The organism is Streptomyces sp. NPDC013157, assembly GCF_042899865.1.
Taxonomy (GTDB): domain Bacteria; phylum Actinomycetota; class Actinomycetes; order Streptomycetales; family Streptomycetaceae; genus Streptomyces.
The window spans coordinates 218,653-230,837 of the sequence record NZ_JBIBAK010000022.1 but is presented as its reverse complement, the minus strand read 5'-3'; the positions used below and the strand labels follow the sequence as shown (position 1 = coordinate 230,837).

Sequence of the window (12,185 nt, the reverse complement as noted above, 5' to 3'; positions counted from 1 at the left end):
ACGCTCTCCTGGCCCTCTTCCGCGAGGCGGCCCCGTAGTTGGTCGGCCTGGCCACAAGACCTGAAACGGTGACCCGCGAAGTCCGGGGCTAGACGGAGGCAGCGGCAACGGCAGCCCGGGTAGGCCGTCCAGGCTTACCGCGATGTGGTCCTTCTTCTCGAAGTACGCGCTCAGCGAGGCGTCGTCCTCGCGCGCGAACCGCCTTTCGTGCAGCTCGCGGTCGGCCTCGTAGGCCATGTAGGGGACCGCGTAACCACAGCTGTCGCGGATGAGTTCGGCGTGCACGACGATGATCGCGCGCAGGCCGTGCCGGGTCGGGTCGATGTCCGGGAAACGGGTGAGGAGGGCCGTGAAGCGCGGGTCGTCGCGGAAGACCGCCTCGCCGCGGCCGTGCACGCGCACGATGTTCGGCGGGCCCTGGAACGCGCACCACATCAGGGTGATGCGGCCGTTCTCCCGCAGATGGGCGATGGTCTCGGCGTTGGAGCCGGCGAAGTCGAGGTAGGCGAAGGTCAGTTCGTCGAGTACGGCGAAGGAACCCTTCAGGCCCTTGGGGGAGAGGTTGACCGTGCCGTCGCCCGCGAGCGGCGCGGTGGCGGCGAAGAACAGGGGTTGTTGCTCGATGAACGTGCGGAGCCTGCCGTCGATGCGTTCGTAGGTCTTTCCCATGAGGCCCCACTGTGGCCGCCCCGGCCGGCGCTGTACACGGGGCGGCCACAGCTGCCTGTCACGTCACTTGGTGAGCGTGCAGGCGGCCAGGGAGTCGAGGCCGGTCGGCTTGGTCGAGGTCCGGCCGATCGCGATGGCGATCCGGTCGATGGTCGACTTCCGCTTGTCCGCCAGCGGGCCGAGGATCGCGTTCTGGACGAAGTTCGGTCCGCCCTGGCCGACCGTGCTCTGGAGCCGGTTGTTGGCCTCGGTGATCTGGGTCTGGAGCAGGGTGAGGTTGCGGTCGACCTCCGCCTGCGCGGAGGCGGGGATCGCCGGCAGCTGGGAGGCGACGTCCGGGCAGGTGATCGTGCCGACGGCGCTGCTGCTCGTGTTCCCGGTGCTGCCCGTCGACTGCTGCTGGGTCGCCGCCGTGCTCGGCGTGGCCGCGGCCGAGGCGGTGCCCGTCGCCGTGCCGCTGCCCGTGTTCGTGGCGGTCCCGCTCGCGTTCAGGGTGCACGGTGCCAGCGAGTCCAGGCCGGTCGGCTTGGCGGCCGTACGACCGATCGCGGTCGCGATCCGGTTGATGGTCGCCACGCGCTTGTCCTTGAGGGGGCCGAGGATCGCGTTGTTCACGAAGTTCGGTCCGCCCTGGCCCACCGTGTCGACCAGCCGCTTGTTGGCCTCCTGGATCTGCGTCTGGAGGAGCGTGAGGTTTCTGTCGACCTCGGCCTTCGCGGAGGCGGGGATCGCCGGCAGCTGCGAGGCGACGTCCGGGCAGGTGATCGTGCCGGGCGAGGCGGCGAGGGTGCGCGCGTTGCTCGTGTCGCTGCTCTTGTCGGGCGTACCGGCGAGGGCCGAACCGGCGATGACCGCGCCGGAGAGTGCCACGGCGGCGGCACCGCCGATGAGCGCGACACGACGCTTGTTGTACTTCGGAAGAGCCCTGGACATGCGGATGCCTCACTTGGGTCAGAGGTGGGTTTACAAACGCGGCGCCAGCGTTCAGGCATGGGTACGTGTAAGCGGTTTCGTTTGTTCAAACCTTTTTCATATCGGTCCGCCGAGCACGGTTGGATTGACGAATCATGCAGTGCTCTGCATACTCATGCATAGCAAGCGGATGTACGGGAGGAGGGACCCATGACCGAGCGCGTCGTACTCGCCTACTCCGGCGGGCTGGACACCTCCGTCGCCATCGGCTGGATCGCCGAGGAGGCGGGCGCCGAGGTCATCGCCGTCGCGGTGGACGTCGGCCAGGGCGGCGAGGACCTTGACGTCATCCGCAAGCGCGCCCTCGCGTGCGGTGCGGTCGAGGCCGAGGTCGCCGACGCCAGGGACGAGTTCGCCGAGGAGTACTGCCTCCCCGCGATCAAGGCGAACGCCCTCTACATGGACCGCTACCCGCTGGTCTCCGCGCTCTCCCGCCCGGCGATCGTCAGGCACCTGGTCGCCGCCGCGCGCAAGCACGGCGCCGCCACGGTCGCCCACGGCTGCACCGGCAAGGGCAACGACCAGGTCCGCTTCGAGGCCGGCATCGTCGCCCTCGCGCCAGACCTGACCTGTATCGCCCCGGTCCGCGACTACGCGATGACCCGCGACCGGGCCATCGCCTTCTGCGAGGCGAAGAACCTCCCGATCGCGACCACCAAGAAGTCCCCGTACTCCATCGACCAGAACGTCTTCGGCCGCGCCGTCGAGACCGGCTTCCTGGAAGACATCTGGAACGGCCCGATCGAGGACATCTACGAGTACACGCAGAACCCCGCCACCCCGCGCGAGCCCGACGAGGTGGTCGTCACCTTCGAGGCGGGCGCCCCGGTGGCGATCGACGGCAAGCCCGTGACGGTCCTGCAGGCCGTCCAGGAGCTGAACGAGCGCGCGGGCGCCCAGGGCGTCGGCCGCATCGACATGGTCGAGGACCGTCTCGTCGGCATCAAGTCCCGCGAGGTGTACGAGGCCCCGGGCGCGATCGCGCTCATCACGGCCCACCAGGAGCTGGAGAACGTCACCGTCGAGCGCGAACTCGCCCGCTACAAGCGGCAGGTGGAGCAGCGCTGGGGCGAACTCGTCTACGACGGCCAGTGGTTCTCCCCGCTCAAGCGCGCCCTCGACGGCTTCGTCGAAGAGGCGAACCGGCACGTCACCGGGGACATCCGCATGACGCTCCACGGCGGCCGCGCGGTCGTCACCGGCCGCCGCTCGCAATCGTCGTTGTACGACTTCAACCTCGCCACCTACGACTCCGGCGACACCTTCGACCAGGCCGCGGCCAAGGGCTTCATCGACATCTACAGCCTGTCGTCGAAGATCGCCGCACGGCGTGACCTGTCCTGAGCAGTAACGTGACGACCGCCTCCCCGTTCATGGCCGGGGAGGCGGTGCCACATCCGTATCTCTTCTAGGAGCAACGCAAGTGAGCAGCAACAGCGGTGACGTACGGCTCTGGGGCGGCCGTTTCGCCGACGGTCCCGCCGAGGCCCTGGCGAAGCTGTCCGCGTCCGTCCACTTCGACTGGCGGCTCGCGCCCTACGACATCGCCGGTTCGCGTGCCCACGCGCGCGTGCTGCACAAGGCTGGCCTGCTCACCGAGGACGAGCTCCAGCGCATGATCGCCGGCCTCGACCAGCTCGAAGCCGACGTCGCCGACGGCTCCTTCGTGGGCACGATCGCCGACGAGGACGTCCACACCGCCCTGGAGCGCGGCCTCCTGGAGCGCCTCGGCCCCGACCTCGGCGGCAAGCTGCGCGCCGGCCGCTCCCGCAACGACCAGGTGGCGACGCTCTTCCGGATGTACCTGCGGGACCACGCCCGCATCATCGGCGGCCTGATCGCCGACCTTCAGGACGCGCTGATCGGCCTCGCCGAGGCCCACCCGGACGTGGCGATGCCCGGCCGCACCCACCTGCAGCACGCCCAGCCGGTCCTCTTCGCCCACCACGTCCTGGCCCACGTCCAGTCCCTGACCCGGGACGCCGAGCGGCTGCGCCAGTGGGACGAGCGCACGGCCGTCTCCCCGTACGGCTCCGGCGCCCTCGCGGGCTCCTCCCTCGGCCTGGACCCGGAGGCGGTGGCGAAGGACCTCGGCTTCGAGCACGGCAGCTCCGCGAACTCCATCGACGGCACGGCCTCCCGCGACTTCGTCGCCGAGTTCGCCTTCATCACCGCGATGATCGGCGTGAACCTCTCCCGGATCGCGGAGGAGGTCATCATCTGGAACACGAAGGAGTTCTCCTTCGTGACCCTGCACGACGCGTTCTCCACGGGCTCGTCGATCATGCCCCAGAAGAAGAACCCCGACATCGCGGAGCTGGCCCGGGGCAAGTCCGGCCGCCTGATCGGCAACCTGACCGGCCTGATGGCCACCCTCAAGGCCCTCCCGCTCGCCTACAACCGCGACCTCCAGGAGGACAAGGAGCCGGTCTTCGACTCCTGCGACCAGCTGGAGGTCCTGCTCCCCGCTTTCACCGGCATGATGGCCACCCTCACCGTCCACCGCGAGCGCATGGAGGAACTGGCCCCGGCCGGCTTCTCCCTCGCCACCGACATCGCCGAGTGGCTGGTCAAGCAGGGCGTGCCCTTCCGCGTCGCCCACGAGGTGGCCGGCGAGTGCGTCAAGGCGGCGGAGGCCGAGGGCAAGGAACTCAACGAGCTGACGGACGAGCAGTTCGCGAAGATCTCCGCCCACCTGACCCCGGAGGTCCGGACGGTCCTCAACGTCCCGGGCGCCCTCGCCTCCCGCAACGGCAGGGGCGGCACGGCCCCGAGCGCGGTGGCGGTCCAGCTGACCGAGGTCAAGGCGGACGTGGCGGCACAGCACGCGTGGGCGACGGCCAGGACGGTTTAGCCCCGCACGGCGCAGTCGGAAGGGCCCGGACACACCGTCCGGGCCCTTCTCGCTGCGCCCGTCCGTCCCCCGACTGGCCGCCGGCCTCGCCGGGATCGGCGGGCCGTGCGCGGCGGGGCGGGCCAAGGGGGCGCCCCTGCTCAGCCGCCGCCGACGCCGGTCGAAGGCACATCCGCCTGCTCCTGTTCGAATTGACACCGGGCTACCGGGGCCTCGTACTGAACCAGGAGACGCTTTTGGTCATAAGTGTCTTTCTGGTGCACTCCACCACCCCCATCCCACCCCCACATGGAGCCGCCATGACGGCGCAGCCACAGCAAGCGACCATGCCGACGGTCCTGGTGTTCGAGGACGACCCCGGCGGAGACCCGCTGCACATCAACATGCCCGTACCGCATCCCGTCCCCCAGCTGGACACCCAGCCCTTTCCGACGGCCATCGCGGAGACCGCGCCCCAGCCGAACGGCGCCGGGCCCGGTACCGAGGCATTCCGCTACTGGGTGGCGGCAGACTCGCTGAGCCGGGCCGGCCAGACCTGGGGGCCGCTGGTCCCGACCGGGACGAAGTGGCATCCGCAGGTCGGACGCGCCCTCACGGCGCACCTCAACGCGGGGGACGACCTGAACGCCTTCTACGACCGCAAGGGCCTGTGGTTCTTCCGCAGCACGGTGGCGGGCGTCAACGTCGCCGCGTGCGAGAGCAACGAGGTCGTCCAGCACGAGACGGGGCACGCGGTCCTCGACGCCCTGCGCCCCCAGCTGTTCAACATGGCGAGCGCGGAGACGGCCGCCCTGCACGAGGCGTTCGGCGACATCAGCGCCCTGCTGGGCTCCCTCCAGCTGGAGTCGCTGCGGATCGCGGTACTCGCCGAGACGCAGAGCAACCTCGAACTGTCCTCGCGGATCTCCCGGATGGCCGAGCAACTGGGCTGGGCGATCCGGCAGGGCCACCCGACCGCGGTGGACCCGGACTGCCTGCGCAACCTGGCGAACAGCTTCTTCTACCGCGACCCGGTGCTGCTGTCGCCCAACGAGCCTGCGAGCAGGCTCTCCAGCGAGCCGCACTCGTTCTCCCGGGTGTTCAGCGGCGCGTTCCTGAAGATCGTCGCCGGGATCTTCCGGCAGCAGGACCTCCAGGACCAGGCCGGTCTGGGCAGGGCGGCCGAGATCGCGGGGCAGCTGCTGGTGGACGCCGTCGTGGCCGCACCGGTGGTGTCCGCCTACTACGCGCAGGTCGCGGGTCACATGATCGCCGCGGACCACCGCCGCAACGGCGGGATGTACGGCCAGTCCCTGCGCTCGGCATTCATCCGGCACGGCATCCTCTCCCTGGAGTCCGCCGCGTCCATCACCGAGCCGGAGGTGGCCCGCCGGGGCGCCGGAATCGCCGAGGCGACGCCGGGCGGTGGCGACGACGAGGGGCTGACGCCCGTCACGGTCCAGGGGACGACGTACGGCCTCACCCAGCCGCTCGCCCTCTCCGCCCCGGCGCAGGAGCGACGCTTCGGCATCGCGGGCTCCGACCCCGCCGGCGGCTCGGTGCGGCCCTCCGACCCCGACCGCGTCGCGACCTCGTACCTCGAGGACCTCTTCCGCCGCGGCCGCGTCCACGTGCCCGAAGAGCACCGCTCCGCCACGTCGTTCGCCGACGACAGCCCCTACCGGCTCAAGACGCACGAGATCGCGCGGAGCACGACCAGCGAGGGGCTGAGCCTGGTCCGGCGCTGCTTCGACTGAGCGGCCGGTCCGGGAGATCACCGGAAGAAGCGCAGGCGACGGACGGTGAGCCGTCCGTCGTCCTCGCGCTTGATCACGTGTGTCGTCCTGGACGTCGGCTCCTCGCCCTCGAAGACCGCCTCGCCGCGGGCCAACAGGTCGTCGGCGAACTTCTCGGCGCCCGCCAGTTCCTCCACCGGCCCCTGCACGGCCACCGTGAAACCGGCGCGTTCGAGCGCTTCGCCGCCCAGCGCGGTCACCATGGCGACCACGAGCCGCTGGGAGACCGCCTGCACGGGAACGGCCTCGGTCCCGTCCATGGCCGCGGTCAACGCGGGCGGTTCCTGGCCGTCCGGCAACCCGATCCGCGCCCGGAACACGGGACGGTCCTCCATCGCGGCCGGGGTGAACACCGGATGCGGCGCGGTACGCATCCCCGCCTCCCGGGCGAACGCCCGCTCCCGGGCGTCCTCACCCACGAAGACGCATGCGTCGGCCGGCGCTCCCCCCGCGCTCGCGACCGCCCGGTCGAAGATCCCGCGACTGTCCTTCGCGCCCCAGTGCACGAGGGCCTGGTCGGTGAAACGGCCGGGGAACGCCTCCGCCAGCGCGTCCGCCACCCGCGCCGCGGCGCCGTCGCCCGGCCCGGGGTTGGAGATGATGCCCTTGCGCACCTCGTCGAGGGCGTCGAGCACGGCGCCGACCCGCGGCAGGGGCCGCAGCCGCAGCGAGCCGTCGGGGTCCACGTGGGGATCCGCGAGGGTCTCCCCGATGTCGAAGAAGATCACAGACATGGGGAGTGCCTCCCCAGGGCGAACGCTTTCGAGTCGGGACCACGGGGGTGAAAGCTCCGCGGGCGTGACATGGGAGGACCGCTCCCGGCGCGGGCTGAACCGCGCGGGGCTGGGTAGATTGACTTTCCTGACGTGAGATCCCCTACGCCGATCGTGCCGGAGCCCCCATGCCGTTCAGCCGCCTGGCCACCGCGACCACGCCCACCGCGCACATCGGACTCGGCCTCGCCGCCGTCGGACGCCCCGGCTACATCAACCTCGGCCGCGAGGACGACTTCGGCGAGGACCGCAGTGTCGAAGCGCTCCGCGCCCGGACCCACGAACTCCTTGACGCCGCCTACGCCCAGGGCGTCCGCTACTTCGACGTGGCCCGCTCCTACGGCCGCAGCGAGGAGTTCCTGGCCGCCTGGCTGGCCGCCCGCCCCGAGGTCACCGACGTCGTCGTCGGCAGCAAGTGGGGCTACACCTACACGGCCGGCTGGTCGGCGGACGCCGAGACGCACGAGGTCAAGGACCACAGCCTGGGGACCTACGACCGCCAGCGCGCCGAGACCGCCGAGCTGCTCGGCGACCGGCTCGACCTCTACCAGATCCACTCGGTGACCCCGGACAGCCCCGCCCTCACCGACAAGGAACTGCACGCCCGCCTCGCCGAAGCGGCGGCCACCGGCCTCACCATCGGCTTCTCCACCAGCGGCCCCGCCCAGGCCGACGCGATCCGCGCCGCCCTCGCCGTGACGGCCGACGGCGAGCCCCTCTTCCGCACCGTCCAGTCGACGTACAACGCCCTGGAGACCTCGGCGGGCCCGGCCCTCGCCGAGGCGCACGACGCCGGACTCACGGTGATCGTGAAGGAGGGCATGGCCAACGGCCGGCTGGCCGCCCCGCACGCCCCCGACACCCTGCGGGCCGTGGCCGAGGAGACCGGCCTGGGCTGCGACGCCGTCGCCCTCGCGGTGGTACTCCGCCAGCCGTGGGCCGGGGTCGTCCTCTCCGGCGCGGCGACGGTCGGCCAGCTCGCCTCCAACCTGCACGCGGCCGTGGTCGACCTCGACGCGGACCAGCTGACCCGCCTCGCCACCCTGGCCGAGGAGCCGCGCGCCTACTGGGAGCGCCGCGGCAGCCTGCCCTGGCACTGACAGAACCTGCCCTGACCAGTCCCATGTGAGTCACACATGCCCCTCGTGAGACAAAGGTGTCTCACCTGGGTTACTCTTGTCTCATGGCCCTCGACCGCGACCACGTCCTGCGCAGCGCAGCCGCCCTGTTGACCCGCAAAGCCACCGCGACCATGGACGAGGTCGCCAAGGCCGCCGGGATCAGCCGGGCCACCCTGCACCGGCACTTCGCGGGGCGCGACGCGCTCGTCCGCGCGCTGGAGGCGCTCGGCATCGAGGAGTGCGAGGCGGCCCTGGACGCGGCCCGCCTGGACGAGGGCCCGGCGACCGACGCCGTACACCGTCTGGTCCGCGAGATCGAACCGGCCGCCGGCCTGCTCGCCTTCCTCTACACCGAGAACCAGCTGTTCGAGGGCGACGCGCAGAACCAGGGCTGGACGCGGATCGACGACCGCATCGCGGCCCTCTTCAGGCGCGGCCAGCGGACCGGCGAGTTCCGTATCGACCTCACGCCCGCCTGGCTCACCGAGGCGCTGTACGGCCTGCTGGCCTCCGCCGCCTGGGCGGTCTCCGAAGGCCGCGTCGCCCCCAAGGACTTCACCCACATGATCGTCGAGCTGTTGCTCGGCGGCGCACGACGGAGAGAGGAATCATGACCGGCACCGTGCAGCCGGCGCGCGTCGCGGAGACGGAGGAGAAGCGGCCGGGCCGCTGGCTCGCCCTCTCCGCCCTCGTGCTCGCCGTGCTGCTGGTGGCCGTGGACGCGACCGTCCTCGGCCTGGCGACCCCCTACATCAGCGAAGACCTCGACCCCTCCGGCACCCAGCTGCTCTGGATCGGTGACGTCTACTCGTTCGTCATCGCCGGACTGCTGGTCTCGATGGGCAGCCTCGGCGACCGCATCGGCCGCAAGCGGATCCTGCTCGTCGGCGCCACGGCGTTCGGCGCGATATCCGTCCTGAACGCGTACGCGACCACCCCCGGGCTGCTGATCGCGGCCCGCGCCCTGCTGGGCGTCGCGGGCGCGACCCTGATGCCGGCCACCCTCGCCCTGATCCGCAACCTCTTCCAGGACCCGCGCGAGCGCAGCCTCGCCGTCGGCATCTGGGGTGCGGCGGCCTCGGCGGGCACCGCCGTCGGCCCGATCGTGGGCGGCTTCCTGCTGGAACACTTCTGGTGGGGGTCGGTCTTCCTGATCAACCTGCCGGTGATGGTCGTCCTGGTCCTCGTCGGCCTCAGGACGCTCCCGGAATCCCGCAATCCGGCCCCGGGCCCCTGGGACCTGATCAGCGTCGTCCTGTCACTGGTCGGCATGATCGCCGTCGTGTACGCGGTGAAGGAGGCCGCGACCCACGGCCTCACCGGCGTGACCGCGGCCGCCGCCCTGCTCGGCGTCATGGCCCTCTACGGCTTCGTCCACCGCCAGCTCACCATGCCCAAGCCCCTGCTGGACATGCGGCTGTTCCGCAACCGCGGCTTCAGCGGCGCCGTCCTGGCCGACCTGCTGACCGTGCTCGGCATGTCCGGCCTCGTGTTCTTCCTCTCCCAGTACCTGCAACTGGTCCAGGGCAGGCACCCGTTCGAGGCGGGCCTCGCGGAACTCCCGGCCGCGGTCGGCGCGGTGGCGGCGGGCCTGGCGGCCGGCCGGGCGGCCCGCCGTCACTCGGTACGGGCGGTGGTCTCCGGCGGCCTGGCGGCCGTGGGCGTGGCCCTCGCGGCCCTGACCACCCTCTCGCAGTCCACCGGCTACCCGGTGCTCGGCGCCGCCCTCCTGGTGGTCGGCGTCGGCGCGGGCTTCTCCTTCACGGTCACGGCGGACGTCATCCTCTCCAGCGTCCCCAAGGACCAGGCCGGTGCCGCCTCGGCGGTCTCCGAGACGGCGTACGAACTGGGCGCGGCGCTGGGCATCGCCCTGCTCGGCTCGATCGTGATGGGCGTCTACCGCGGCTTCACGGCCCCGCCGGGCACCCCGGCCGCCGTCCACGAGTCGCTGGGCGCGGCGCTGGAGGCATCGAAGACCATGCCCGCACCCACGGCGACCGACATGCTGACAGCGGCCCGCGACTCCTTCACCCACGGCCTCCACCTGGCCTCGGGCGCAGGCGCCGCCGTCCTCCTGGCAACGGCGGTGGCGGCCTGGTTCCTGCTACGAAATCAACGGCTGGAGAGCGCCCCGTAAGGGGCGCGGGGAACTGCGCGAGAAACCACGACGCACCCGCGCCCAAAATGCCACCGAACCCCTCCCACCTCACTTCTTCTTGTAACCGAGCACCGTCATCATCCCGCTCTCCGAGTGGTACTGGTTGTGGCAGTGCAGCATCCACAACCCGGGGTTGTCGGCATCGAAGTCGAGCACCAGCTTGCGGTGCGGCAACACGATCGTCGTGTCCTTGCGCGCCCCCGCCGAGCTGATCCCGGTGACCGAGAACGTGTGCCCGTGCAGATGCATCGGGTGCCACATGTCGGTCGCGTTGACGAGCGTCAGCCGCACCCGCTCACCCGACCGCACCTCGTGCCGCTGCCGCACGTCGTACTGCGTGTGGTCGAACCCCCAGTCGTACCGCTGCATCGTGCCGGTGATCCTGATGAGCAGGTCGCGGTCGGGGACCCGGTCGTCCATGGCGACGGACTCGGCCGGCAGCAGGCGGCGAGCCGGCACGATCTCGCGGTCCAGCTCGTTCGGGCGGACATCCGGCGCCGGAAGGTTTCTCCCCTTGTCGGTGCGGAGGATCGCCATCGCCTTGCCCTTCTTGCCCTCGGCGAGTGCGACGAGCGGGAAGACGCCGTCCTTGGCGGTGACGAGGACGTCGTACCGCTCGGCCATGCCGATGAGCAGCGCGTCGGTCCGCTTGTGCTGCACGGGGTAGCCGTCGGTGTGGGTCACGGTCATCTCGTGGCCGCCGAGCGCGACCCGGAAGGCCGTCTCGGAGCCCGCGTTGATGATGCGGATCCGGACCCGGTCGCCGGGGCGGCAGCGGAAGACCGAGGGGTCGGTGCGCAGGCGGCCGTTGGCCAGGTAGTGCGGGTAGGCGACGTTGCCGCCCTCGCCGTGGAGCAGCTCGCTGTGGGAGTTGCGCAGGATCCGGTCGGGGCCCGTCGGCTTCTTCGACTTGCCCTTGGCCGAGGGTGTGGACGTGGGTCTGGACGGGGACGCGGAGGCGTGCGCCGACCCGTGGGGGCTCGGGCTCGTGTGGCCGGGGCCCATGCCCATCCCCATGTTCATCGCCATCGACCCGCCCGGCTTGAGCTGGTCGAGCACCTGCTCGGGGTTGGAGCCGTCGATGTCGTCGACCCAGTCGTCCAGGACGACGATCCACTCCTGGTCGTAGGCGAGCGGCTCCTTCGGGTCGTCGACGATGAACGGCGCGTACAGGGCCCGGTCGGGCTGCATGCCGACGTGCGAGTGGAGCAGATACGTGCCCGGGTGCGCGGCGACGAACCGGTAGACGAAGTCCGTGCCCGGCTGGATGGGCGGCTGGGTCAGGTCCGGGACACCGTCCATGTCGCAGCGCAGGCGCACCCCGTGGGCGTGCAGCGTGGTCTTGTCGGCCAGCTGGTTGGAGAGGGTCAGGCTGAGGACGTCACCGGCGGTGACGCGCACCAGCGGCCCCGGGACCGACTCGTTGTACGCCCAGCTGTGGACCGACCGCCCGCCCAGGTCCAGCATGCTCCTGGCGGCCGTGAACCTGATCATGCGGACGGGGCCGGACCCGCGCTTCCGCTCGGCCGCCAGCACCTCCGGGTCCGACGGATTGACGTACCCCTTGGGCCCCTGCGGGACGAACGCCGAAGTGCCGGCCGTGTGTTGCGGGCCGGAACGGGGTTCGGAGCCCGAGTCGGTACATGCCGCGAGGAGTCCCGCGCCGGCGGCAGCGAACGGAGCACGGAGCAGGGTACGCCGAGAAGGTTTCTGCATGTCTGAATAAGACATGCTGTGTGCTCATATGGCCGGTAAATGCAGACGAATGACCGAAGTGTCGGGGCAGATTCCACCGGCAGGCGGACGCCGGACGGGTGTCAGGCAGATGGCAGACAGAAGGGCACGGACCACCGGTCCGTGCCC

10 protein-coding genes are annotated in these 12,185 nt (G+C 71.1%); 6 read left to right on the top strand and 4 right to left on the bottom strand.

Annotated features, from left to right (window positions below; translation table 11 throughout):
- The coding region (locus tag ACFY6U_RS45775) for a pyridoxamine 5'-phosphate oxidase family protein (protein WP_390048137.1) at nt 1–669 on the bottom strand (669 nt) is incomplete at its 3' end.
- Between the two features lie 63 nt (nt 670–732).
- Nucleotides 733–1,602: a hypothetical protein gene (locus ACFY6U_RS45770; RefSeq protein WP_390048135.1), complete on the bottom strand. Its 870-nt coding sequence runs from the start codon at nt 1,600–1,602 to the stop codon at nt 733–735.
- 189 nt (nt 1,603–1,791) lie between these two features.
- Here ACFY6U_RS45770 and ACFY6U_RS45765 point away from each other — a divergent pair, with 189 nt between their 5' ends.
- The 3 genes from ACFY6U_RS45765 (at nt 1,792) to ACFY6U_RS45755 (ending at nt 6,231) form a co-directional block, all read left to right on the top strand.
- A complete protein-coding gene (locus ACFY6U_RS45765; RefSeq protein WP_390048133.1) occupies nt 1,792–2,985 on the top strand; it encodes an argininosuccinate synthase in 1,194 nt (397 codons plus the stop codon).
- 79 nt (nt 2,986–3,064) lie between these two features.
- Complete coding sequence (argH, locus tag ACFY6U_RS45760) at nt 3,065–4,495, top strand: argininosuccinate lyase (protein ID WP_390048132.1); 1,431 nt, start codon at nt 3,065–3,067, stop codon at nt 4,493–4,495.
- 299 nt (nt 4,496–4,794) lie between these two features.
- The gene (locus ACFY6U_RS45755) at nt 4,795–6,231 is read left to right on the top strand and encodes a hypothetical protein (RefSeq protein WP_390048130.1); all 1,437 of its coding nucleotides are present in this window, start codon (nt 4,795–4,797) and stop codon (nt 6,229–6,231) included.
- A gap of 17 nt (nt 6,232–6,248) precedes the next feature.
- Here the strand turns inward: ACFY6U_RS45755 and ACFY6U_RS45750 are convergent, their stop codons facing one another.
- Complete coding sequence (locus ACFY6U_RS45750) at nt 6,249–7,004, bottom strand: HAD family hydrolase (protein ID WP_390048128.1); 756 nt, start codon at nt 7,002–7,004, stop codon at nt 6,249–6,251.
- A 167-nt stretch (nt 7,005–7,171) separates the two neighbouring features.
- On the opposite strand from ACFY6U_RS45750, the gene ACFY6U_RS45745 reads away from it, so the two are divergent.
- The 3 genes from ACFY6U_RS45745 (at nt 7,172) to ACFY6U_RS45735 (ending at nt 10,301) form a co-directional block, all read left to right on the top strand.
- Complete coding sequence (locus ACFY6U_RS45745) at nt 7,172–8,143, top strand: aldo/keto reductase (RefSeq protein WP_390048126.1); 972 nt, start codon at nt 7,172–7,174, stop codon at nt 8,141–8,143.
- A gap of 83 nt (nt 8,144–8,226) precedes the next feature.
- On the top strand, nt 8,227–8,778 hold the full coding sequence (locus tag ACFY6U_RS45740) for a helix-turn-helix domain-containing protein (protein WP_351498887.1): 552 nt from the start codon (nt 8,227–8,229) through the stop codon (nt 8,776–8,778).
- Complete coding sequence (locus ACFY6U_RS45735) at nt 8,775–10,301, top strand: MFS transporter (RefSeq protein ID WP_390048124.1); 1,527 nt, start codon at nt 8,775–8,777, stop codon at nt 10,299–10,301. The genes ACFY6U_RS45740 and ACFY6U_RS45735 overlap by 4 nt, the downstream gene beginning before the upstream one ends.
- 69 nt (nt 10,302–10,370) lie before the next feature.
- Here the strand turns inward: ACFY6U_RS45735 and ACFY6U_RS45730 are convergent, their stop codons facing one another.
- Nucleotides 10,371–12,038 carry a multicopper oxidase family protein gene (locus ACFY6U_RS45730; RefSeq protein ID WP_390048122.1) on the bottom strand — a complete coding sequence of 556 codons (1,668 nt, stop codon included), beginning with the start codon at nt 12,036–12,038 and terminating at the stop codon, nt 10,371–10,373.
- Nucleotides 12,039–12,185: the final 147 nt, after the last annotated feature.

Bases quoted from the DNA above. Each gene is read 5' to 3' on its own strand.
- ACFY6U_RS45770 (WP_390048135.1), bottom strand. From the start codon at position 1,602: ATGTCCAGGGCTCTTCCGAAGTACAACAAGCGTCGTGTCGCGCTCATC.
- ACFY6U_RS45765 (WP_390048133.1), top strand. From the start codon at position 1,792: ATGACCGAGCGCGTCGTACTCGCCTACTCCGGCGGGCTGGACACCTCC.
- ACFY6U_RS45755 (WP_390048130.1), top strand. From the start codon at position 4,795: ATGACGGCGCAGCCACAGCAAGCGACCATGCCGACGGTCCTGGTGTTC.
- ACFY6U_RS45750 (WP_390048128.1), bottom strand. From the start codon at position 7,004: ATGTCTGTGATCTTCTTCGACATCGGGGAGACCCTCGCGGATCCCCAC.
- ACFY6U_RS45745 (WP_390048126.1), top strand. From the start codon at position 7,172: ATGCCGTTCAGCCGCCTGGCCACCGCGACCACGCCCACCGCGCACATC.
- ACFY6U_RS45740 (WP_351498887.1), top strand. From the start codon at position 8,227: ATGGCCCTCGACCGCGACCACGTCCTGCGCAGCGCAGCCGCCCTGTTG.
- ACFY6U_RS45735 (WP_390048124.1), top strand. From the start codon at position 8,775: ATGACCGGCACCGTGCAGCCGGCGCGCGTCGCGGAGACGGAGGAGAAG.
- ACFY6U_RS45730 (WP_390048122.1), bottom strand. From the start codon at position 12,038: ATGCAGAAACCTTCTCGGCGTACCCTGCTCCGTGCTCCGTTCGCTGCC.